Genomic DNA, 22,904 nt, shown 5'->3' on the forward strand with positions numbered 1-22,904 from the left:
ATGGAACCCACATTTCAACAAGATGCTCAACACTGGCCCAAATGGAAACTTTATGGCTTCCGGTTTGTGTTTCTGGTTTTACTGTTGTTCATCATTCCACTGGACTGGAAATTTTACCAGGAGCTGTTCAGCATTGATTGGGCAGCAGCTCCTTTTTATGACTTGCTGACGCTGACCAAGTACCAACCGCAGTTTTTTGCGCCTGCACGTCCCTGGGGTCAATACCTTGAATTTGTGAGCTTCTGGAACTGGCTGATTGTGGCCCTGATTGCGTTGGTGGGAGCGGCCATCTGGAGTGTGGCCGATAAGCAGCGGCAGTCTTATCCCCAGTTGTATTATTGGTCGCGGGTATTGGTCCGTTACCGGTTGGCTTTGGGGCTTATCGCGTATGGGATATATAAGGCGTTTCAATTGCAGCTGCCTTACCCTCCGCTGAGCAACCTGCTGACCAACTATGGGGATTTCTATTCCTGGAAGATCTACTACCAAACGACCGGTATATCCCCGAAGTATGAAACGTTTCTGGGGGTGGTAGAAATTCTTGCGGGGTTCCTGTTGCTGTACCGGAGGACCGTAACTTTTGGCGCGGGGTTGATTATTGGTTTCATGGGAAACATTGTCGCGGTCAACTTCTATTATGGTTTGGGGGAACAGTCCTATAGCTTATTGCTAGTACTTTTTGCCGTATATTTGTTTGCACAGGATGTGCCCCGGCTGTATCAGCTGTTGGTCAGCGAAAAACTTGCGGTGGCCGGCAAGGTAATCGGCCCTGTCTTCCGGGGTAACCTGAAGAGGTTAAAAGTAGCCACGCAGGCCTTAACGCTGATCTTCATCGTGTTTTTAGGAGTCAAAGCTTATGGCGGGCGTCAGCCGGCAGCCTATAAATTGCCGCGTACGCCGGGGCTTAGCGAGGCAGCCGGCCGGTATCTGGTGACAGAATATATCGTTAACGGTGATACGATTCCCTATTCAAAATCACACCCTTCCCGCTGGCAGGAAGTGATTTTTGAAGAGTGGGCGACTTTATCGGTCAAGAGCAATAGGCCGGTGATCATTGATAAGTCAAATGGGGAAGGTTATTATGAAGATGATATTGATCGCAACTACGAATTAGCGGGCATTGCCGGCCGGCATTTTTACCATTATGATCAAGACACGGTAAATCACCGGCTGCTGCTGCAAAATAAAAACAGCCATCATCGGGATGAAGTATTTACGCTGGATTATCAGCGGCCGGCCGATTCGATTATTACCTTGAGTGGTCGTATCTCGCCGACGGATTCGGTACATATCACCTTGCAACGGATGGATAAGAAATACTTGATGAATGAAGGGCGTCGCAGGCCCGTTAAAATTTGATTATTCGGTCATCACTAATCTATAAAGCCATGTCATTGGAACTTACCGGTAACTCCCCGCAAGCCGCTCATCAGGCCGATGCGGAGAACAAAGAAGAAACAGCAAGGAACAGGCCCTGGACGACCGTCCAGAAAACGGCCTTCCGTATCGGGTTTGTCTACTTCGTATTGCTGTGTATCCCCGCATATGGAAATTTTTACAGGGATCTCTTTAAGTTGTTTGATTTTTCCAAATTAACCTACCATGATTTTCAGGCGGTGGTCGCGTTTTGGCCGCCGCAGTTTATTTTGATCGAATCGGAAGAAGGGGTATTTGGTATCTTTAACTATATCAATCTCATTCTGCTGCTCGTCCTGGCCATTGTTGTCGGTGTCATCTGGACATTTCTGGACAAGAAATCCATTAATTACAGTAAACTGTACTACTGGGCACGGGTATTGGTGCGTTACCGGTTGGCCTATGGAATGGTGGGTTGGGGGCTTAAAAAAGCGTTTCCGATGCAAATGGTTTATCCAACTATCGGGATGCTGAATACGCCCTTTGTAGACATGGCCGAAAAGAAGCTATACTGGTCGCATGTTGGTGTGTCTTTTGGGTATACGGTATTCCTGGGGTTTGCCGAAATTATCCCGGGCTTGCTCTTGCTGCACCGTAAAACCGCTTCGCTGGGCGGAGCGCTTGCAGCGGTTGTTTGCCTCAATATCTGTATTGCAAACCATGCATACGATGCCGGGGTTGCCGTTCCTGCAGCATACTTTACCTTACTGGGAATTTTTGTGGCCTGGTATGACCTTCCCAAGATATGGGACCTATTGGTCAATCAGAAAAATGTAGCCCCGTATCGTTATTATCCGGTGCTCAGCGGTCCGCAGCAAACGACACGGACAGTCCTGAAAGTATTTTTCAATACCATTTTTGTTCCCGTTGCCGCAGCTTTTTGGGCCTATGGGTTCTTTAATGGAAATAACTACAACATCCCCAGCACGGCTGGCCTGAAAGATATCCAGGGGCTGTATCAGGTTAGTGAATTTAGATTGAATGGAGAAGAACTGCCCTACTCACCGGCGGATTCCATCCGGTGGCACGACGCTATTTTCGAACGCTGGTCGACGTTGAGTTACAGTACAAACCGCGGTGCGCTGGTTGATCGGATGATCGGATATTCACCGCTGCGAGTAAAAGGAGATACGGGGCAATCCAAATATAACCAGGTAAATACGCAAGACTCCGATGAACTATTTAAGAAAAGCCGGAACAGAGATCTTGGCGTGACGCGTTGGGAAGTAGGAGGAATGGCCGGCAACCGCCGTTATTTCTTCTATGAGTTAGACAGCGCGAATCAGCTGCTTAAGCTGCAGAATAAGAACAAAAATCACCAGGACGAAACGCAGAGTTTGCGCATTAGCCGCCCCACGGATGATCGGGTGATTCTTTCGGGGTTAAACGAGTTCAGGGATTCCATTTATGTGGTATTGGACCGTATACATAAAAAGTATCCATTGGTTGAGGGGCGGGATAGTCCGGTGACGGAGTTTTAATAGGAATGCATCGGCATGGAGCGGAAAATTGTCATTGCGGGTGGTTCCGGAGCATTGGGCTCACTGCTCATCAATGCCTGGAAGGATGAGGAGGTGGATCTGGTGGTATTAACCAGGCAGCGGAAGGCTCAGGAAGGGCGGGTGCGCTATGTATGGTGGGATGCCCGTTCTCCGGGACAATGGGAACAGGAAGTTGAAGGGAGTGCATTGGTGATTAACCTCGTGGGCAAATCCGTAAACTGTAGATACACCGGTAAGAACAAAGCAGAAATCATCCGGTCGAGAGTAGACGCCACAAGGATATTGGGAGAGGTGATCGGTCGGTTAAAGCGGCCTCCGGAATTGTGGATCAACGCCGGTTCGGCAGCGATCTACGGGAATGCCGGTCTGGTGGTGAAGACAGAAGATGATATGGCTTTCGGAAAAGGATTCTCACCCGAAGTATGCAAGCAGTGGGAACAAGCTTTTTTTAGTGCGGAAACCCCACAAACCCGTAAAGTGTTTTTGCGTATTGGCATGGTGCTGCAACATGGCCGTGGCGTGTTGAAACCATTTGTCAATTTAGCCAGGTTTGGATTGGGGGGCACCATCGGCTCGGGAGAGCAATACATGACATGGTTGCATGAGGTCGATTTTGTGCGTTTGATCGCCTGGATCGTTGAACATCAGCAGGTGCAGGGTGTCATCCATGCAAGCAGCCCCTATCCGGTTAATAACCGGGATTTTATGAAGGCGATCCGGACCGCATTGGGGGTGCCGTTTGGGTTCCCTCATTATGAATGGTCAACCAAATTCGGTGCCTGGCTAATCGGCACAGAGAGTGAATTGGTTTTATCTGGACGGAGAGTGGTATCCAACGTACTTCAGGAAGAAGGATTCGTGTTTCGTTACCCCGAAATACAGGAGGCGCTACGTCAGTTAAGCATTAAATAAAAGGGGGGTGATTAACTAATAGCAACACCCATGGCTTGTACTGGAAAACAACACTGTGGGGGGATACGCGGAAACCAGCCAGTTCTCCAAGCCGGAATTTGTCTTGCACTACGATCGACCGGGCCATTCCCGGATCATTTTGGATGGCGTGACGGAAAAAGCCGATTCCATTCATGTTGTGCTGGATAAAGTGGAACGCCGCTATCCTTTGGTAGAGCGTGATGGGTATTGAAAGGGGATGCATTAGGCAGAATTGCGGTTGGTGACACACATGAACTTATGCATAAAATTCGGATAGACAATCACTATATTTGGACGGAATATCAACGGTTATCATAAGTTGGTATTCTTTAACTCGTTAAGCATGTGGATAAATATGATGCCATTGTAGTCGGTTCAGGCCCGAATGGTTTGGCAGCCGCTATCACATTGCAGCAGCAGGGATTACAGGTGTTGCTGTTGGAGGCAAAGGATACCGTTGGTGGCGGAATGCGCACAGCGGAGCTGACGTTGCCGGGATTTCATCATGACGTATGTTCGGCTGTTCATCCCATGGGGGCGGCTTCTCCGTTTCTGCGGTCGCTGTCATTGCATGAATTTGGGTTGGAATACATCCATCCCGAAGTATTGGCCGCCCATCCGTTTGGCGATGGGACGGCAGCCGCATTATACCAATCATTGGATCTGACGGCATCGGAATTGGGGGCTGATGGGAAAGCGTATCGAGCGTTATTCGAGCCGTTAGTGAAAAGCTGGTCACGGATTGATACACACATTCTCGGTCCCATGCTGAAAATTCCCTCAAACCCGATCGCATTAGCCAGATTTGGCTTGAAATCACTTCAATCGGGTAAGCAAATTGCAGCTCGCTTCCACACAAAGGAAGCGCGTGGGTTGTGGTCAGGAATGGTTGCTCACAGTATGATTCCATTGGAGGATTTGACATCGTCTGCAATTGGCTTTGTACTGACCATTGCCGGGCATCAGGGTGGTTGGCCGATACCCAAGGGAGGGTCGCAGCGTATCGCTGATGCATTGGCAGGTTATTTCCGGTCACTGGGCGGGACGCTACAGAACCATACCCATGTGCGGACGCTAGTTGATTTGCCGGATGCTAAAGCGGTTCTCTTTGATGTCTCACCCAGACATCTCTTACGGATATGTGGGGATAGTTTATCATCATTTTACCGATGGCAACTAAAACGTCACCGCTATGGGATGGGTGTATTCAAAGTAGACTGGGCATTAAGTGAGCCCGTTCCTTTCAAATCAGCGGTCGCGCGGAAGGCAGGTGTAGTACATCTGGGGGGAACGTTTGACGAGGTGGCCGCCGGCGAGCGGCAGGTTTGGCAGGGAAAATATCCGGATAAACCCTTTGTTCTTTTTGCACAACAAAGTATCTTTGACGACTCGCGTGCCCCTGCAGGAAAACATACCGGTTGGGCCTATTGCCACGTGCCTAATGGATCTACAAAGGATATGAGGGAAGCGATCACCGATCAGGTGGAGCGTTTTGCACCGGGATTTCGCGATACCATTTTGGCTACGCATACCTTCAACACGGCTGAAATGGAGGTGTATAATCCCAACTATATCGGTGGGGACATCAATGGGGGAGTCGTGAATATTGCCCAGCTGTTCAACAGACCCGTGTTGCGGTTTTCTCCTTATCGTACTTCGGCGAGGGGCATTTATATTTGCTCGGCTTCCACTCCACCTGGCGGTGGGGTACATGGCATGAGCGGATATTATGCCGCTAAACAGGCCTTAAAAGATATTTTTAACGATTAATAATAGGATTATAAACCATGTCAACATCAAAACTAACACTTACAGAAGATTGGGCGGTCGTCGTCTTAGGGTTTATCATTATATTTTTGGCAGTTTGGGGGCTCTCTATTCCCGTACCGACGTATACATGGGGTGATGCAAGTGGATTTGCAGCCTTGTTTTCTGTCGCAAATGAGCTAAGTGTATTTTACCAATTTCTGTTTGCTTATGCAATTGTCATTATCGGGGCAACAATTACCGACAAACCTATCAAAGCCCAATTTTTAAGTTTTCCCGTCGTATTTATATTGACCATTATTGCGCTGTTACTGGCAGGCAATTCGTTTATGACCGATTTAGGGTTGGAAGCCGTTATTTTCAGTTTGTTGGTGGGTCTATTGATTGGTAATCTGTTTAAGCTGCCGCAATGGTTTCGGGAATCACTGAATGCAGAGCTATTGGTCAAGATAGGTTTGGTCCTGCTGGGTACGAATGTTATTTTTTCGGATATATTGAAAGCGGGCTCCCTGGGATTGGTGCAATCGCTCATTGTGGTGTTATCCGTTTGGTATTTTGCATTTTGGTTGTGCAAAAAGCTAAAGGTTGATGATGAACTGACCATGATGATTTCAAGCGCCGTATCTATTTGCGGGGTTTCAGCCGCCATTGCGACTTCAGGGGCCATCAAAGGAGATTCCAAGAAACTATCGTATGTAGTATCCATGGTATTGATCACCGCCATACCGATGATGATCGGTATGCCTTACCTTGCCAGGGTGTTTGGATTTTCTGAGGAAGTAACCGGTGCTTGGCTGGGAGGAAGTATTGATACGACCGGGGCCGTGGTGGCTTCGGGGAGTTTGGTGGGAGAAAAGGCTCTTGAGATCAGTACCATCGTCAAATTTTCTCAAAACGTGTTGCTGGGTATTGCGGCGCTAGCCATATCGGTTTACTGGACTTATCGTGGAACACCGGAGGGTGAACATGTAGAGAAGCCAAGCCTTGGCATCATTTGGGAACGGTTCCCCAAATTTGTATTGGGTTTCATTGCGGCATCGTTGCTATTTTCATTTGTACTGGATGCTACTACCATCAGCCAAGTAAAGGGAGGCATTAAGAATATTCAGGGCTTATGGTTTGCGCTGGCATTTACGAGCATCGGGTTAGAAACCAATTTCAAAGAACTGTTGGGTAATAACAACATTAAGCCATTTTGGGCATTCCTCATCGCCCAAACATTTAATGTAGTAGTTACGTTGGCAGTTGCATGGTGGTTGTTTGGGTAATTTTATAAAATAATTAACTGATAATAAGTGATTTATAATTATTTGTTGAAAAAAAATAAAAGACTACTTGTTAAGTAGATTATTTTAAATACATTTGTACCATGAGATCCACTAACATATCAATCATTTCGCTAAATGCGGTCATGTGTTGCATGTATATGTGTGATACGTGTTGAGGTTGATGATGTTTCCATATCTTAAGGATATATTGAGACCTCCTCACAGAAGCTGAAGAGGTCTCTTTTTTTAGGTAGAAAAATAATCGTTGTCAAATTGTCTCTTTTCATAATATAGGTTTATAATTGGTTAGTAAAGTAGGGGTGCCTGCCCATCAGGCCCCCACTTTTTTGAATGCTATGGGTGAAAAAAGTAAATATTATGTGAATGAACAAGCAGTAAGGCTAATCGCTTTTGTGGTAGTAATCCTTACCGGTGTGCTGTTATACACCCGGTTGGAATGGGTGGGTTTGTTTATGGCCGTCGATTTCTTTCTCAGGGCTTTTACAACGATAAAATCGCCACTAGCAATATTGGCCAAGGTTATTTTAGATAAAATTCAGGTAGTTCCCAAGCCCATTTTCGCCCCGCCGAAGCGGTTTGCAGCGGCGCTGGGGTTTGTCTTTTCAACAGCGATAACAGTATTATTTCATTTTGGCTTATTCACAGCTGCATATGCGGTAGGTGGAATCCTCATTTTTTGTGCCGTATTGGAATCTGTTTTCAAGGTGTGTCTCGGGTGTTATATCTATAACGGGGTTGTTGCCCCGGTTCTGTTAAAATCTAAGCGGGAAAAACAATGAGTATATATTATTTGGTACACTTTGATAAATATATGCTCAAAAGCGCGGGTATTTTGACGGAACCATACAAAACTTCCACAATTGGAATCGGATATGCAGAGTGGCAGGGACCCTGTCATCATTTTGGAAGCTGTTGTCGAATGCGCAGATAACCTATTATAATACGATCTATCCTCAACCTCCAATGTCATTTTTAAAAATTAACCTCGCCTTGCTATCATGCAGCCCAATTGCAGTTAGATAGTTGCGATATAAGAGTGTAAAGTGGGCCGAAACATGAAACATGGTTGGATAAAATATGAACAGAAAAATGTATAGACAATTACCCGATACAGAATTGGCCATATTGGTCTCCAAAGGATCAGCGGTCGCCTTTCGTGAGCTATATGAACGTTATTGGGACACATTGTTGCAAATGGCCTATCAGCAAATAGGTGATCAATATATAGCAGAAGAAATTGTACAAGATGTGTTTTTGGGGCTGTGGGAACGAAGGCATGAACATATCATCCAACAGGTACGCCATTATTTAGCCAAAGCGGTGAAGTTTGCTGTATTCAAGCATATTTTACGTGAAAAAAGAAGAAAGGAACTCCTGTCATCCAATTTTAGTCCGCATTCTATACAGGATGATGAGGCTTTTTTGGAAGCTCGCTTTTTGGAGGAATTTATAGACCGTGTGGTCGATTCGCTTCCCGAAAAATGCCGCGATGTGTTCCAGAAGAGCCGCTACGAAGGGTTGGCTATTCCCGAAATTGCCTGCCAGCTCGGTGTTGCACAGAAAACTGTGGAAGGGCATCTGACCAAGGCACTGAAAACCATTCGGTTATCGCTGAAATCACTTCTGCCAAACCTAATGATCGCTGCGATTTACTTCTTTCATTAATCCACTTTCACCCATTAACGTGAATTTTTTTTTTTCGAGCAAGGGTAAATGACGAGCTGTGGTACTATATATATAGTTTAACGGCATCATGGATATCAATGAACTACATGAATTAGTAGAGCGATATGTGAAGGGAATCGCTACCGATGCTGAGAAGCAAAAGCTTCAGCAATGGTATCAATCAAACTACAAAGAGGAGGTTGGTGAGAATGCCGGTTGGAATACAAACGGCAAACATCGGATATTCAGGCAGCTGGGTAATCGGATTCCAGAGCTGGTTGAACGGAAACCAAGGTATTGGCTAAGCGGCTGGCAAATCGCTGCATCTCTCGTGGTATTAATTGCTGTCGGCCTCTTGTTGTATACCGGTGGTTTTTGGAGAAGGGAGGATGCATCCTTCCGCTTCGTGACGGTGACTAACCCCGGAGGCGAAGTGAAGCAACTTACGTTACCTGATAACAGCAAGGTATGGCTTAATGCGGGCAGCTCATTGAAATATGCGGATAATTTTACGCAAAATCGTATAACTGTACTTGAAGGTGAAGGGTTTTTTGAAGTGGTGCACGATAATAAGCACCCTTTTTCGGTGCATACCGGAAAACTATGCACAAGAGTGTTAGGTACTGCTTTCAATATCAAAGCTTATCCGGACGAAGGGGAAATTGCAGTGGCGGTAGAACAGGGTAGTGTTGCGGTAACCCGTCAACAACAAGAACTGGCTACCTTGCATCCGTTAGATCGGGTAGTTTATGAGGTGTCCTCTGACCAAGCTGTGATCGGTAGGGCCGATTTAAAAGATGTGATCGCAATCAAATCGGGGGAAATCCGCTTCCATGCTATGCGTTTGGATCGGATAGCCAATGAATTGGAAAGGAAATATAATATAACTATCCAATTTAAGAATCCGGATTTAGCCGATTGCGTATACACGGCCGCCTTTGGACAAGGCGTGGAACTGGAAGATTTGTTGCTGATGCTTTGTTCTGTAAATAATATAGACTATGCATTCTCGGAAGATGGTAAAACAGTATTGTTATCCGGGGTGGGCTGCGGGTAATTTTTTTGGACAAAAAGACTACTAAAATGATAGATAAAATAGTGCGAAGAGTGATGCCACCTTAGAGATTGAACGAAAAGAAAAGCCGCCTTACCAATCACTGAATTCGGACCTCAGTTGGTAAAGCGGCCGTGTTGGAATAATCGTAAACAATTAAATCCTCTCAAATTTATGCATTTTTATTCAAGCCTAAAATGTATAGGCTGTTGTAGTGGATATATTAAGCCCAAAAATATCCATTTCGTTATCCGGGCGTCATTTCTCGTTACATTTTTATTGTTGTTGCTGGTACCGATCCTGATGGCCAATCATGCCTTTGGGCAGGGTCTGAAGAAGGTGCAGGTAAGCGTCTCTGCCGGACGGTTTTCGATAAAAGAGTTATTTGACCTCATCGAAGAACAAACGTCTTATCGGTTTATTTACAATGACCTTGAAATTGCCAACGAAACGCATGTAGAAGTCAAAAAAAGACGGCCTTTCCTTGCCGTATTGCTTGATGAAATGTTGTTGGGAAAAGGATTTGAATATCAGGCGGTAGGAGACAATATCATCGTTAAGCGTTCAATCCGGGACAGTGCCGGTCCGGACCGGAGAGAGGCGATTTCTGCTGGATTGCAGCAACGTCAGGTCAATGGAAAGGTGACCGACGAAACAGGGGAAGTACTACCCGGGGTCAACGTTCGCTGGAAAGGAACGGATAGAACCACCGTAACCGATAACGATGGTAAGTTTCGGCTGTCGGTGTCAGATAAGGAAGCCGTTTTGTTATTTTCTTATATCGGTTTTACCTCCCGGGAAGTCTTACTAGTGCCGGGGCAATCTGAACTCGTAGTCGTGTTGCAGCCCGAACACAGCGGAATAGATGAAGTGGTTGTTGTGGGTTATGGTACCCAGCGCAGAAGAGATTTAACCGGTGCGATTGCCTCGGTTTCCAGTAAGCACCTCGAATATAATACTGCACCTTCCGTCGATGTATTATTGGGCGGAGCCGTAGCGGGTGTCAGTGTAACGCAGACCTCCGGACAACCGGGAGCCCCGGCCACAATACGCATACGGGGAGGCAATTCCGTCACTGCGAGCAACAATCCTTTATATGTGATTGATGAATTTCTTTTTTTCAGTGACAATTCCTCAACTAAGGCTGGATTTGGCGGTATTGAAGGTGAATTCAATCCGCTCAATTTACTTAATCCTTCGGATATCGAATCCATCGAAGTACTGAAAGACGTATCGGCAACTGCTATTTATGGCTCCCGCGGTTCTAACGGGGTTATTTTGATTACTACAAAACGGGGAAAGAAAGGAAGTGCGTTGGTCGATTATCGGTATTCCTTTGGCGCTGCTAATTCAGCAAAAAAATTGGATTTACTCAATGCTGCCCAGTGGGCACGCATGCAAAAGGATTATTTCCTGAATAAACCGGGTTACAGTGATGCGGAGATCACACAGTTAGGCACAGGATACGATTGGCAAAGCGCTGTATTGCAAACAGGCATTACGCAAAATCACTCTCTTTCCATCAGTGGCGGGGACGAAAAAACGCAGTACTTCCTTTCAGGAGACCACCTTTCCCAGGAGGGTGTGGTACGCAACTCGGGGTTCAACCGTTTTGTCGGACGGGCAAACTATGACCGTGAAGTGCTATCGGGCTTGAAGGTTGGGATCAGCCTGACGGGCAACAAAAGTACACAAAACAGCCTGACAACCTTTGAAGAAGTAAATTACAACAGTTCGCCTTATTCGGCGGGCATAGCCAACTCCCTGACGTATGCGCTGTATATACCCCCTGTGGTGCCGCTATACAGTGCCAATGGCGGCTATAACTATAACAATCCGTTTGAATATGCTTACCTGCGCCAGGGCAACACTACCGCCAATCCGATTTCTGACTTGGTGAACAGCACAGCACAAACCATATATACTGGATTACTCGGCAATTTTTATGCCCTGTATAAGCCCGCACGGGGCTTTACGGCGAGGGCCAGCGTGGGTAGCAACATAGGGTATGTTACCCAAAATTATTTTTCACCTTCTTACACAGCACTCGGTCTTGAACCCGGAGGCGTAGGCGGGATTGGCAACAAACGGTCGGAAATCCTGCTTTCCGAATTTACCTTATCGTATGAGAAAGCAGTAAACGAGGTACATGCTTTCGATGTGCTGGCAGGTTTTACGTTCCAAAATACGAAAACGAATTTCGTATCCACATTGAGTTCAGGCTTTACGAACGAAGACCTGGGAGTAGACAATCTACAGGACGGCACCCCCTATGGAAGCAGACCTATATTCAGCGGGGCGACGGGAAGCAGCCTCTATTCGTTATTAGGAAGAGTCAACTATGCCTTGTATGGCCGCTATCACCTGACGGCCAATTTCCGAAGCGACTATTCGACACGTTTTGCAAAGAATCATAAGTGGGGCCTTTTCCCTTCCCTCGGTCTGGCGTGGAATGTCGATGAAGAGCCTTTTCTGGAAGATGCAAGGCATCTAAGCAACCTGAAACTCCGCATAAGTGCAGGAAGTGTCGGCAACCAAGAGATCGGGGATTATGAATACCTGCAGTTTCTGGAAGCGGCGCACTACGGTGGAGAGGTGGCTTACCGTGTAGGCAACAGCGGCAACGAAGACCTGAAATGGGAAACGACTTCGCAATACAATGCCGGCGTGGATGTAGGCTTCTTCAACAACCGGCTTTCGGCAGCGGCAGATGTGTATTACAAGCAGACGTCTGACTTGCTGTTGCTGATCCCGCCGAAGCTGGGAGAAGAAAACGAACAGTTGGTCAACGTGGGTAATCTGACCAACCGGGGAGCAGAGCTTTCGTTGAACGCAGTCGTGGTAGACAATCCGCGGTTGCAATGGTCCATTGCAACCAATGTTGCGTATAACCGAAACCGGATTACCAAATTGTTCAATAACGCCACGGAAAAGCTGCTGGGGGAGGAAATATTGCGGATAGGCGAGCCGCTGGGCTCGTTTTATGGGTTGGTGTTTGAAGGCGTGGTGCAGAAAAATGAAGACGTTTCAGCACTGCCTACCAGTCCGTCATATACCGCGTTGCAGCCGGGAGATCCTAAATATAAAGATGCCAACCACGACAATCACATCGATTTGAATGACCGTGTGGTCCTGGGCAGCAACCAGCCGGATCTGACTTACGGTTTTTCATCTGCCGTCAATTACCACGGATTCGATCTGTTCGTTTTGTTGCAGGGGACGAAAGGCAACCATGTATACAACCAGTTGCGCCGCTACCTGGAAAGGCCCAACGACGCATACAATGCGTCGGCAGTACTGTTGGACAGCTGGACAGAAACCCATCCTTCCAACACCGTTCCGCGCATTACCAACACGCCGCTTTCGTCCGAGCTGGACAGCCGCTACGTCGAAGATGCTTCTTATTTGCGGCTGAAAACCGTTACGCTTGGTTACACGTTGGGAAAAACTTCATCGACTCTGCGGAATCTGCCGTTAAAGGTACGGGTTTTTGTTACCGGTCAAAACCTGCTTACACTGACGGGCTACAAGGGGTACGATCCGGAAATTTCAAGGGGCGTCGATCTGGGGGCCTATCCCATGCCCCGTACCTTCCTGTCGGGAGTTAATGTATCGTTTTAGGAAATGCAAACATGTTTAGTAATCATTCATTAATCGTTCACCATTTTAAAATTTGATAAGATGACAAAGTACGTTAACCAGTTGGCTGTATTGGCCATCACGGGTTCTTTGGCACTTTACTCGTGCAAAAAGAATGACCCGGACAATCCGAATGTGATCACGGGAGACTCCGTATGGAAAACCGACCAGGAAGCACTTGCTACCGCAAACGCCGCATATCCACCCTGGCAGCGGCTCAGTTCGTCGTATTCGTTCCTGTTGGAGTCTACCAGCGAGCACACCATCAGCTTCGAAGGTACGGATGACGAAGCCGGCCCGTTGGTGAGCCAGTTCAAAACCGACGTAAACAACTGGTACCCGACCAAAATTTTCAATTACCTCTACGTCAGCATCGGTGAGGCGAACCGGACGATAGGCAAGGCCGACTCCAGTCAGGCAGGAGAGGGGCTTTCGCAGGAAACGATTGACCTGGCGAGAGCGAGGGCTAAATTCATCCGTGCACTGGGGTACGCTTACCTCACGAATCTTTGGGGTGAAGTGCCACTGATCCTGAATACCGTCCCTTCGGAAGCCGAGCAAACCACGCGTAAACCGATTGATGAAGTCTACGCGCAAATCGTAAAGGATCTGACAGAGGCAGAGGCCGATCTGCCCGCCTTTGACCAGATCCGCTCCAATCCCAGCAAGGGTGCCGCCAATGCCATCCTGGCCCGTGCCTATCTCACCTGGGCCAGCAAACCGCTTTCCCAAAATGAAGTGGCTGCCGTCGCCGGAGGCAAGGCAGACCCCGCACCGGTAGCATGGGATAACGACAAGCTTCAGAAAGCAATCGAGTATGCCGACAAAGTGATTAACAATGGCAATTTCCGATTGGAAGCCGACTTTGAAGACAATTTCGGTGTACCGGCTGAAAACAAGTCTCCGGAACATATCTTTACCATTCACCACGACGGCGATGGGCTGGGGGATGCACAGGGCAACCACCAAACACACTGTCCCTTCACGTTCCGTTTCGATCTCTACCAAGACAACCACATCGGGCCGGCAGATGTTACGCTGATTGATCGCTTTTCAGATGATGACAAGCGTAAGCGGTTTTCGATCACCGACCATCTGTACAACCAGGATGAACCGTTGGTGACCTCTCCTTCGAAGGCGGCCGATTTCAAGGAATACCACTACGTATTTCCAGTTACTTCGCCACGTATCGGCAAATTTATCCATCGCAACGCTTCCTATCCGGAAGTAGCTCCGGGATCCGAAGCGGGCCAGCCGAATAACATCAACCGCATTGAAATCCGGTTTGCCGAGGTGTTGCTCATCAAAGCCGAAGCGCTGCTTCAACTGGGTAGAGCCGATGAGGCCGCACAGGTGATTAATCCATTGCGCGAACGGGCCGGCTTGGATACGTATACGACGCTTACACAGGCGGATTTGGAACAGGAATGGTACCTGGAGCTGTTTTTCGAACAACGTCATTGGTCAAATTTGGTGCGCTGGCGCAAATTGGTCAGCACCGTGTTGACAGATGTAGCCAAATTTGAGTATTACAAGGACGACTACAAATCCGTCGCTTCTCAGGTTGCCAAATTCGGCCCGGAAAAGGACGGTACAGGGGGTAGCGTGAAGACCAATTATCCGTTCTTTGCGAAGGTGTACAAACACCTCCACTCAAAAACGGATAATGTAAGTGGCAAATTCTACCGTTTTCCGATTCCGAAAGGATTGTCCGGTAATGAGTTGGGTATCGTTCAAAATCCGGGATATTAATGAGCACGTTGCCTGTTCAACCGAGGCTGAACAGGCAGCGTTTTGCTGGTAAACCATCGGCAAACGTCGGTTTAGGACTTATAATTATAAAATAATAATCGGGATTTATCCCAAAAACAGAATAACATGAATAGAAAAACATTATGGGGCGTATTGATTCTCTTGAACCTAAGCTGGATAGCCTTGTCATCCTGCAGCAAAGAGGACGATGTAAAACCCGCGGCTCCGAAAATAGAGTTGATTCATTTGGGGACGCACGACTCACCGGATGACCGGATCATCTATCGGAATGAAATACACTTTGAAGCCAAGATTACCGCAGAAGCACTCATCCAGAAAATAGACCTGGAAATTATCCAGAAGAGCGGATACGGAACCTACAGCTTCACCAAAGAGTATACGGGTGATTATACCGGACAAAAAGAGATCGCTGCTTTTCACGATCATCCGACACTGGCTGAGGATGCACCGATCGGTGATTACTTATTCCGGCTGACGGTAACCGACCAGCAAGGTCAGGCCGTATCCATTGAAGAAGATGTGACCGTTAAAGTCGGAGAGGGCGGCGGCGAGCACGAGCACGAACATGAGCATTGATGTATACCGGCTTGGATGGCTTTGTGTCATTTGGCTGTTTGCCACCATGGTTTCGGCACAGACGCGCCTGCCGGCCATCCAGGTAAACAACCTGAAAGGGGAGACGGTTAATGTTGGGTCGCTGTTGGATGACGGCGTGCCTACTGTGATTACTTTCTGGACAACGGTGTGCAAGCCCTGTTTGCAGGAACTGGACGCATTTTCGGAGCAATGGGAGGACTGGCAGCGGGAAGTCAAATTCAACATCGTGGCGGTCTCGGCCGACGATGCACGGTCGGCGACGAAAGTGCGCACGTTTGTAGCGGCGAACGAATGGCCATTTACCATCCTGCTGGATCAAAACCAGGATTTTAAACGTGCGCTGAACGTGAGCGTCATTCCTCACCTCTTTGTCATTGATACCAAAGGGAGTGTGGTCTATTCGCGCATTGGGTACAACCCGGGCAGCGAAGCGAAGGTGCTGGAAATATTGAAAGGGCTGTAAGTGAGACTGAGACAAGGCGGTATCCAACGTATGTTCTTATTTGCTGTGCTCTCATCGGCATCGCCGTATTTGCTGGCACAGCATCACCTGTCGGGGGGCTTTGAGTCGAACTCTGTTTATTACCGGGATGACCGGAAAACCGGAGCGGTCGTCCCGGAAAACAATCTGGGATCCAACAATTATTTCAAATTGGATTATCAATACCATAAATTCAGTGCAGGGATTCAATACGAAGCCTATCTTCCCGTATTGCAGGGGTTGCCTACTGCATTGCATGGCAGCGATCTGGTGCTGAAGTACGCCTCATTTCAGGACAGCAACTTTAGGGTTACGGCGGGTGATTTTTACGAGCAATTTAGTAACGGGCTGATCTTCCGTGCGTACGAAGAGCGGGCGTTGGGGCTTAACACGGCCATGGAGGGAATCCGGGCTTCCTATTCGTTTGGAAACGGCATTCGCTTGAAAGCACTCGCGGGACGGCCTCGTGAATTTATGGAACGGGCAGAATCAGTAGTGAAAGGGGCCAGTATTCAGGTCGACTGGACGGCGTTGCTGGGGCTTAACCGTTCATCCTTCACTATAGAAGCCAACTACATCAACCGATATGTGAGTTACACAGGGCAGGCGGCAATTGATCCGAACGTAAATGCGTATTCGTTTGGCGGTAACTGGGTAGCCGGAGGCTTCACTTTGGAGAGTGAATATGCCTATAAGACGAACGATCCCGGTGCCTACAACGGCCAGGCGAATAAAGATGGCAGTGCACTGTTGTTACAGGCAGGTTATACCGCATCCGGTTTCGGTAGTCTGCTGTCTTTCCGAAGGCTGGAATACATGCAGTTCGGTACGTCCCGCGGGATTGCCGGCATCGGACGCGATCTGAATTACCTGCCGGCGTTGACACGTCAATACAGTTATTCCCTTGCCAATCTGCAACCCCATAACGCGATGGGAAACAGCGAAATCGGTGGGCAATTGGATCTTCATTATCGGTTGAAGCGGGGAAGTTGGCTCGGCGGTAGATACGGTGCAAGAGTGGCCCTGAATGCTTCCACGTATTATAACTTAAAGGGAGATGTAGTGGGGGGCTATGCGTTTTTGGACAAAGGGGATACGCGTTATTACCAGGATATCAATGTGGATCTGGAAAAGAAAATCAGCCCTTCATTTCAGCTGCTGCTCCTCTATTCCAATCAGGTATACAACCCCATCGTCATCGGGAAAGCGAATACGCTGTATTTTTCGCAGGTGGCCGTTGCCGATCTCACCTGGAAAGTTTCGGCTGTGCGGTCGTTCCGTTTCGAAATGCAGCATCTCTGGAGCAATGATTATCAGAAAAATTGGGCGGCGGGAATGGCCGAATTTGCGATTTCCCCTGCGTGGACCTGTTTCGTCGGCGATATGTACAATTACGGAGATACGGATGTCCATTATTACAACGGAGGGTGCAGCTATACAATGTCGCGCACGCGCCTGGCGCTCAACTACGGAAGAAACCGCGAAGGAGTGATCTGCGCGGGTGGCGTCTGTCTGTATATGCCTGCTTACACCGGCTTCAATTTATCCCTTATTTCATCATTTTGACAAAAACGTATCCCATCATGAAAAAGATCAGTGTGCTACAGCTCCTTGTTGCACTCGCGCTTATGATCAGCGCCTGTGCCAAAGGGGGCGGAACGATTGAAAACCCGGATACAGGCGATCCGGATACATCGCCTTTCACCAAAAATGTACTGATCATGGAATTTGTTTCTTTCGATTGCGTCTACTGTCCGGCTGTTTCGAACGTATTACAGGAACTGTCAGAAAAAACGTATCCGGGAAGAATTGATGTCGTCAGTATACATGGGCGGCTCGAAGAAGACGATCCCATGGAATTCAAGGGATATCAGCAATTCCAGAATTATTTTTACGGAGTTACGGGGTATCCCGCCGTGATCCTGGACCAACGGGACGACCTCATTTCGGTGGGTATGTTCGACGCTTCGAGCGATGCTTTTTCAGGGCGTATAAACGTTGCGGCACCTATTGGCATTGCGTTGAGCTCCACGTTGACAACTGATAACAACGTCCGTGTGGAAGTGCAGGTGGCCAACAAGGGGAAATCGTCTTCGGATTACCGCTTGGCGGTGGCCGTGGTGGAAAATGACATTGCGTACCGGCAGGCAGACCTGGTTAACGGCAGCCAGCAATGGATTGACGATTACCGCCACCAGCACGTGTTGCGCGCATTCCTAAGTGAAAATTATTTTGGAGACCCGATAGGCTCACTGGCCGAGGACGGCACCTATTCGAAGACCTTTGTCTACACGGTTCCCGCAGAATACCAAACGGATAACCTATCGTTTGTCGCTTATGTTGTCGAAGCAAAGGGTTTTTCCAGCCGGGTTTCCGTGAACAGCCGGACGGTACCCATCGGAAAAGCAATTGATTTTTAACGTGAACAAAAATATATCCTACCTGCTGCTGGCATTGGTGCTCATTACGGTGGCCATTGCGTTGTACCTTTGGAACAAACCCCACCGTAGCATCGATGGTCGCCGAACGGAACATGTCACTGCGGCGACGATTACCCAAGCTTTTGAAGACGATGAAACAGCTGCCAACCAAAAATACCTCAATAAGGCGTTGACGGTGCAAGGAGTTGTGGAAGAGATCTCCAAAAATGATGCGGGGCAACAGGTGATTTTTATAAAAGGGCATCGTGATTTTTCCGGAGTGCAATGCACATTTAAGGCGCCGGAAATCGAAGTCGGCGTCGGAGATACGATAAATGTAAGCGGGTTCTGCAATGGATATACCGTAGCCGTCATTTTGGACGACTGTAAACTGCTGGAATAAAACTATGAAGCGAATAATCATTTTTATCGGTAGCGCGGTTGTCCTGCTATCTGCATGCTATAAAAACAGCCTGGAGGAGTTGTCCGGTTCAAGCGATTGCAATACGATCAATATGTCGTATGCTGCTGACATCCGACCCATTATCAGCATTTCGTGTGCAATCAGCGGTTGCCATCATGCAGGTACTGTACTCACTTTTCCACTCACTACGTACGATGAGGTAAAGGCGGAAGCCGACAACGGACTGCTCTTAAAAAGCATCAACCATGAACCGGGTGTATCCGCGATGCCCAAAGATGCTTCCAAGCTTTCCGATTGTCAGATCGGGAAGATCACTTCCTGGGTAGATGCCGGTGCCCCCAACAATTAATGTAACCGTAAAAATAGCAAAAATGAAACGATTCTTCTTCCTCGCTTTTTTGTCTTTCTTGCTCATTTCCGGGGTAGCCCGTGCGCAACAGTACCTTACCCGTACCGGACAGGTAACCTTCCGTTCGGAGGCTCCGGAGGAGCTGATCGAAGCCCAAAACAACGACGTAGCTGCTCAGCTTATTGTGAGTGAAGCCAAAGGGCAGTTTATTATCCCGATAAAGTCCTTTAAATTTAAAAAGGCATTGTTGCAGGAGCATTTCAACGAAAATTACATGGAAAGCGACACGTATCCAAAAGCTACTTATCGGTTTACCATCGAGGATATCCGAAATGTTGACTTCCAAAAGCCCGGTCGCTACCCGGTCCGGACCAATGGGGTCATCACCCTCAAAAAAACAGCCAAAACGATCCGTGTGCCCGGATATATTGTCGTCAGCAACGGTGATTCCATCAAAGTGGAAGCCTCCTTTTCATTATCCCCGGCAGATTATGACATCCAAATACCGAAACTGGTAGAAAACAAAATAGCCAAGAACATTGAGATCAACGTACGAAGTACGCTCAGCAAACCCTAACTGTATGAAAAGGTATCTCTATTACCTACTAGTTTTTTCAGCTTTATTGCTTACGTTACCTGCTTCCGCTCAGGAGCAGGATACCATCGGATTTGACGAAGACCTGAGTTACCTGGATGATTTAAACAATCAGGTTACCGCTACTTTTAAAACGACAAGGATAGCCAACGCGCACACCGTTGAACAGTGCAAGGCAGGTGTGCTGGATCTGCGGATCAATCACCGCTTCGGGCGGCTCAGCGACGGCCTGTATAACTTCCTTGGGCTGGATAATGCCGTCACACGGATCGGTTTCGATTATGGAATTACCGATTACCTAATGACTGGGATCGGCAGGAGTACACTCAACAAAGAATATGACGGCTTTGCCAAAATCCGTGTGTTGCGTCAGACGAAAACAGCAGTACCCGTAACGGTCAATTATTTGGCGGGTGTATACTTGGTAACGGAAAAAAACAGTGTCGAAAACCTCTCTTTTTTTAACAGGGTGACGTATTTGCATCAGTTGCTAGTTGCCCGGAAGTTTAATGAAAAGTTAAGCCTTCAACTGATGCCTACTTTACTGCATTTCAATATGACAAGTGCTGCTTCAGAAAAGAACACCTTGGGTGCGCTGGGCTTCGGTGGCAGGTATAAAATAAGTAAAAGGACGGCACTTACCGTGGAATATTACTATGTGCCGGAACCTTTCAAAAGAGAAAAGAATGTCGATCCGCTGACGATTGGGTTGGATATTGAAACCGGAGGTCATGTTTTCCAACTCTTTTTCTCCAATGCATCAGGCATCAGCGAGCGCTCCTTGTTTACGAATACCCTTTCGAAATGGGAAAAAGGGCAATTGCACTTTGGGTTTAATATATCCCGGGTTTTTACGCTCCATTAGGACAAAGTTCATCCTTGTTGGCCGAAACAGAAAATTCCATTTTAGAGAAGGTGTCTCCTATGTTTGTTGCAAGCAAATGTAGGAGACACCCTCAATAGGAATGATTATTTTTTAACAAACCTCATACCCCTCAGGTTAAATCCAGACTGTTCGGTGTAAAATTTGACCTTATGGGTTCCCTGAGTAAGGTTCACAACAAAGGGCGTATTCGGGAAAAAGCGCCAATCGGCCCAGGACCCGTTATTTGGCACATCGACTGTACCGGTTACGTTTACCCCATCGATTTCAATTCTGAACTTACCATCACCTGCGGCAGACAAGGCGACATCTAGCCAGTACTCGCCTGCATCCTGTACGTGTACCGTATACTGCCACCACTCATCCGCATTGATATAGCCGATATTCGTGCCATCTCCTTCGATTTCCACCGAGAAACTCTCGGTGTCACCTTTACCACGTCTGTAATCATCGTTGTTTAGCGGATTCGTCGCGTCCGCATCGTGAAAAGCGTATCCTTCCCCTCCGAAATCAAAATCAGCCGCATATAAATGAAGGGGGCCGGCCACAGAAATGATATGTGGTCCATTAAACGGACGCGTAGTTGAGACAGTTACCGATACCCGTTTTTCAACCTCTCCTGCACGGAAAATAATGTCGGTTACGCCTTCGCTCATCGCGGTCACTTCTCCATTCTCAGTTACCCTAGCGACGTCCGGATCTTCAGAAATCCATTGGCGATTGGGTACATCGTTCGCATTCTCCGGAATGAGAGTCACCAAAAGGTTCTTCTGATCTCCGGGTTTTAGTTCGAGCGATGTTTCGCTTATCGTGGCATCTTCCAGCGGAATACGAACGACCGAAGTAATCGGTACTATGGTTTTTGCGTTACCGCCAGTCACGATGATGTTTGTCGTACCGGCACCAACTGTCTGGACCAAGCCGCTGTTACTGACCGTTGCAACGGTAGGATCTTCACTTGTCCATTGATAATTGTATGTGCCGTCGGTTGGACTAGCGGTAAGTTGCATTTGCTCACCGACAAAAAGGGAAACCGACTCTTTATCCACATATATACTTTTGGGGATTTCCTTTACCTCATACTTGTCGCATCCCATGAAACAAATGGTAAGCAGATAAGCGAAGCATACATAACTTAGTATCTTATTCATCTGAAAAACTTTTAATCGTTAAACATGCTACAGCTTGACTTCTTCGTCCGGATCAAACTCAAGTCTCAGCTCTTCTTTCATTTCGTAGACCGTACCTGACATCCGAAAATAATAATGTAAAAGGAATGTTTTATACGTCTTGAAACCATCATCCTCTATTGAGAAAGTGTTTGGATAGTCCTTATCTCCGTCAATCTGTAATATTTCAACGTCTTTGTAAGGTAAGATCGTCACCTTGTTGTCTTCGCCTATGCGGAGAATAATCGCCCCACGATTAAATACACCAACTTCGGATGAGTAAGTCTCATTACCTACCATAATACGGACTTCACGCTCGCTGATGGGGTGCATGATTTTGGAACCTGGCAGTTGCAATTCGAATGTCGATCCATCCTGCCGAAGTTTAGCCCGCATGCTGTAGATCGTATTTCCATCGGCTTTCGCCCAATAGTTTTTCGTCCTTACCTGATACAGTAAATAACTCTTCTCGGGATTCACCTCGTAGGAAGAATGCGATTCTACGCGCAGTGGAATGAAATAAGATGAGTCGGGAGACAGCCCATCGGGACGAATTCGGATGGGCAAACGTCCACTGATTTCGCCCGCCGGAATCGTGAACGAATACGTTTCGATATCGTATTTGCTTGCCGGGAGCGGGCGACCGTACTTCGAAACATCCACGTCAAAATTAATCTTGTTATACGCATCAATTAACGATGGGTCCTCAATCAGGTTTATTTCGATCGGGTTGGCCGTAGGGTTAGTCCCTCCAAGCGAAGCCGCGACATACCCTGCGGATTCACCCCCTAGATCATGAAACTTAGAAGCCACGTTACCGCTACCACTTACCAGTGCAAATACATTTTTATATTGCTCCCGTGTAAAAACTTCATCTCTATCGCATGAGATAGACAGCGCCGCTAATGCCACAATCGCTGTGTATTTTCTAAATGAACGTCTCATATT

The 22,904-nt window shown here is 47.6% G+C and carries 21 protein-coding genes; 19 read left to right on the top strand and 2 right to left on the bottom strand.

Going from position 1 to position 22,904, the window contains the following annotated elements; all coding sequences use genetic code 11:
• From IEX60_RS00195 to IEX60_RS00285, 19 genes are all read left to right on the top strand, one after another.
• Nucleotides 1–1,359 (top strand): DoxX family protein, encoded by a 1,359-nt coding sequence (locus tag IEX60_RS00195; protein WP_188746181.1) that lies wholly within the window; start codon nucleotides 1–3, stop codon nucleotides 1,357–1,359.
• Between the two features lie 29 nt (nucleotides 1,360–1,388).
• Nucleotides 1,389–2,897, top strand: coding sequence for a hypothetical protein (locus tag IEX60_RS00200; RefSeq protein WP_188746183.1), 1,509 nt, complete (start codon nucleotides 1,389–1,391; stop codon nucleotides 2,895–2,897).
• A 15-nt stretch (nucleotides 2,898–2,912) separates the two neighbouring features.
• Nucleotides 2,913–3,830 (top strand): TIGR01777 family oxidoreductase, encoded by a 918-nt coding sequence (locus IEX60_RS00205; protein ID WP_188746185.1) that lies wholly within the window; start codon nucleotides 2,913–2,915, stop codon nucleotides 3,828–3,830.
• 55 nt (nucleotides 3,831–3,885) lie between these two features.
• Nucleotides 3,886–4,062 carry a hypothetical protein gene (locus IEX60_RS00210; RefSeq protein ID WP_188746188.1) on the top strand — a complete coding sequence of 59 codons (177 nt, stop codon included), beginning with the start codon at nucleotides 3,886–3,888 and terminating at the stop codon, nucleotides 4,060–4,062.
• A 134-nt stretch (nucleotides 4,063–4,196) separates the two neighbouring features.
• A complete protein-coding gene (locus IEX60_RS00215) occupies nucleotides 4,197–5,621 on the top strand; it encodes a phytoene desaturase family protein (protein ID WP_188746190.1) in 1,425 nt (474 codons plus the stop codon).
• A gap of 17 nt (nucleotides 5,622–5,638) precedes the next feature.
• Nucleotides 5,639–6,886, top strand: coding sequence for a YeiH family protein (locus IEX60_RS00220; protein WP_188746192.1), 1,248 nt, complete (start codon nucleotides 5,639–5,641; stop codon nucleotides 6,884–6,886).
• A 356-nt stretch (nucleotides 6,887–7,242) separates the two neighbouring features.
• Complete coding sequence (locus tag IEX60_RS00225; RefSeq protein WP_229717398.1) at nucleotides 7,243–7,686, top strand: DUF4395 domain-containing protein; 444 nt, start codon at nucleotides 7,243–7,245, stop codon at nucleotides 7,684–7,686.
• A gap of 310 nt (nucleotides 7,687–7,996) precedes the next feature.
• The gene (locus tag IEX60_RS00230) at nucleotides 7,997–8,572 is read left to right on the top strand and encodes an RNA polymerase sigma-70 factor (protein WP_188746197.1); all 576 of its coding nucleotides are present in this window, start codon (nucleotides 7,997–7,999) and stop codon (nucleotides 8,570–8,572) included.
• 88 nt (nucleotides 8,573–8,660) lie between these two features.
• A complete protein-coding gene (locus IEX60_RS00235; RefSeq protein WP_188746199.1) occupies nucleotides 8,661–9,629 on the top strand; it encodes a FecR family protein in 969 nt (322 codons plus the stop codon).
• A gap of 282 nt (nucleotides 9,630–9,911) precedes the next feature.
• Nucleotides 9,912–13,247, top strand: a complete 3,336-nt coding sequence (locus tag IEX60_RS00240; protein ID WP_188746201.1) for a SusC/RagA family TonB-linked outer membrane protein — start codon at nucleotides 9,912–9,914, stop codon at nucleotides 13,245–13,247.
• A gap of 60 nt (nucleotides 13,248–13,307) precedes the next feature.
• Nucleotides 13,308–15,017: a RagB/SusD family nutrient uptake outer membrane protein gene (locus tag IEX60_RS00245; protein ID WP_188746204.1), complete on the top strand. Its 1,710-nt coding sequence runs from the start codon at nucleotides 13,308–13,310 to the stop codon at nucleotides 15,015–15,017.
• Nucleotides 15,018–15,143: 126 nt separating this feature from the next.
• The gene (locus IEX60_RS00250; RefSeq protein ID WP_188746206.1) at nucleotides 15,144–15,614 is read left to right on the top strand and encodes a DUF4625 domain-containing protein; all 471 of its coding nucleotides are present in this window, start codon (nucleotides 15,144–15,146) and stop codon (nucleotides 15,612–15,614) included.
• Complete coding sequence (locus IEX60_RS00255) at nucleotides 15,604–16,098, top strand: TlpA family protein disulfide reductase (protein ID WP_188746208.1); 495 nt, start codon at nucleotides 15,604–15,606, stop codon at nucleotides 16,096–16,098. Before IEX60_RS00250 ends, IEX60_RS00255 begins: the two co-directional genes overlap by 11 nt.
• The gene (locus IEX60_RS00260; protein ID WP_188746210.1) at nucleotides 16,099–17,682 is read left to right on the top strand and encodes a DUF6029 family protein; all 1,584 of its coding nucleotides are present in this window, start codon (nucleotides 16,099–16,101) and stop codon (nucleotides 17,680–17,682) included.
• Between the two features lie 17 nt (nucleotides 17,683–17,699).
• Nucleotides 17,700–18,536, top strand: coding sequence for an Omp28-related outer membrane protein (locus IEX60_RS00265; RefSeq protein ID WP_188746212.1), 837 nt, complete (start codon nucleotides 17,700–17,702; stop codon nucleotides 18,534–18,536).
• A 1-nt stretch (nucleotide 18,537) separates the two neighbouring features.
• The gene (locus IEX60_RS00270; RefSeq protein WP_188746214.1) at nucleotides 18,538–18,939 is read left to right on the top strand and encodes an OB-fold protein; all 402 of its coding nucleotides are present in this window, start codon (nucleotides 18,538–18,540) and stop codon (nucleotides 18,937–18,939) included.
• Between the two features lie 4 nt (nucleotides 18,940–18,943).
• Nucleotides 18,944–19,309, top strand: coding sequence for a hypothetical protein (locus IEX60_RS00275; RefSeq protein ID WP_188746216.1), 366 nt, complete (start codon nucleotides 18,944–18,946; stop codon nucleotides 19,307–19,309).
• Between the two features lie 22 nt (nucleotides 19,310–19,331).
• A complete protein-coding gene (locus IEX60_RS00280; RefSeq protein ID WP_188746218.1) occupies nucleotides 19,332–19,886 on the top strand; it encodes a YceI family protein in 555 nt (184 codons plus the stop codon).
• 4 nt (nucleotides 19,887–19,890) lie between these two features.
• Nucleotides 19,891–20,769, top strand: a complete 879-nt coding sequence (locus tag IEX60_RS00285) for a DUF5777 family beta-barrel protein (protein ID WP_188746220.1) — start codon at nucleotides 19,891–19,893, stop codon at nucleotides 20,767–20,769.
• Nucleotides 20,770–20,873: 104 nt separating this feature from the next.
• On the opposite strand, the gene IEX60_RS00290 is transcribed toward IEX60_RS00285, so the two are convergent.
• Both IEX60_RS00290 and IEX60_RS00295 read right to left on the bottom strand, forming a co-directional pair.
• A complete protein-coding gene (locus IEX60_RS00290; protein ID WP_188746222.1) occupies nucleotides 20,874–21,938 on the bottom strand; it encodes an Ig-like domain-containing protein in 1,065 nt (354 codons plus the stop codon).
• A gap of 27 nt (nucleotides 21,939–21,965) precedes the next feature.
• A complete protein-coding gene (locus IEX60_RS00295) occupies nucleotides 21,966–22,901 on the bottom strand; it encodes a BT_3987 domain-containing protein (protein WP_229717330.1) in 936 nt (311 codons plus the stop codon).
• Nucleotides 22,902–22,904 lie beyond the last annotated feature (3 nt).

It is taken from the genome of Parapedobacter defluvii, assembly GCF_014642075.1.
GTDB classification, from domain to species: Bacteria; Bacteroidota; Bacteroidia; order Sphingobacteriales; family Sphingobacteriaceae; genus Parapedobacter; species Parapedobacter defluvii.

Excerpts from the sequence above, each read along its gene's own strand:
- IEX60_RS00195 (WP_188746181.1), top strand. The coding sequence starts at position 1 with ATGGAACCCACATTTCAACAAGATGCTCAACACTGGCCCAAATGGAAA.
- IEX60_RS00200 (WP_188746183.1), top strand. The coding sequence starts at position 1,389 with ATGTCATTGGAACTTACCGGTAACTCCCCGCAAGCCGCTCATCAGGCC.
- IEX60_RS00205 (WP_188746185.1), top strand. The coding sequence starts at position 2,913 with ATGGAGCGGAAAATTGTCATTGCGGGTGGTTCCGGAGCATTGGGCTCA.
- IEX60_RS00220 (WP_188746192.1), top strand. The coding sequence starts at position 5,639 with ATGTCAACATCAAAACTAACACTTACAGAAGATTGGGCGGTCGTCGTC.
- IEX60_RS00225 (WP_229717398.1), top strand. The coding sequence starts at position 7,243 with ATGGGTGAAAAAAGTAAATATTATGTGAATGAACAAGCAGTAAGGCTA.
- IEX60_RS00230 (WP_188746197.1), top strand. The coding sequence starts at position 7,997 with ATGTATAGACAATTACCCGATACAGAATTGGCCATATTGGTCTCCAAA.
- IEX60_RS00235 (WP_188746199.1), top strand. The coding sequence starts at position 8,661 with ATGGATATCAATGAACTACATGAATTAGTAGAGCGATATGTGAAGGGA.
- IEX60_RS00245 (WP_188746204.1), top strand. The coding sequence starts at position 13,308 with ATGACAAAGTACGTTAACCAGTTGGCTGTATTGGCCATCACGGGTTCT.
- IEX60_RS00250 (WP_188746206.1), top strand. The coding sequence starts at position 15,144 with ATGAATAGAAAAACATTATGGGGCGTATTGATTCTCTTGAACCTAAGC.
- IEX60_RS00255 (WP_188746208.1), top strand. The coding sequence starts at position 15,604 with ATGAGCATTGATGTATACCGGCTTGGATGGCTTTGTGTCATTTGGCTG.
- IEX60_RS00265 (WP_188746212.1), top strand. The coding sequence starts at position 17,700 with ATGAAAAAGATCAGTGTGCTACAGCTCCTTGTTGCACTCGCGCTTATG.
- IEX60_RS00275 (WP_188746216.1), top strand. The coding sequence starts at position 18,944 with ATGAAGCGAATAATCATTTTTATCGGTAGCGCGGTTGTCCTGCTATCT.
- IEX60_RS00280 (WP_188746218.1), top strand. The coding sequence starts at position 19,332 with ATGAAACGATTCTTCTTCCTCGCTTTTTTGTCTTTCTTGCTCATTTCC.
- IEX60_RS00285 (WP_188746220.1), top strand. The coding sequence starts at position 19,891 with ATGAAAAGGTATCTCTATTACCTACTAGTTTTTTCAGCTTTATTGCTT.
- IEX60_RS00290 (WP_188746222.1), bottom strand. The coding sequence starts at position 21,938 with ATGAATAAGATACTAAGTTATGTATGCTTCGCTTATCTGCTTACCATT.
- IEX60_RS00295 (WP_229717330.1), bottom strand. The coding sequence starts at position 22,901 with ATGAGACGTTCATTTAGAAAATACACAGCGATTGTGGCATTAGCGGCG.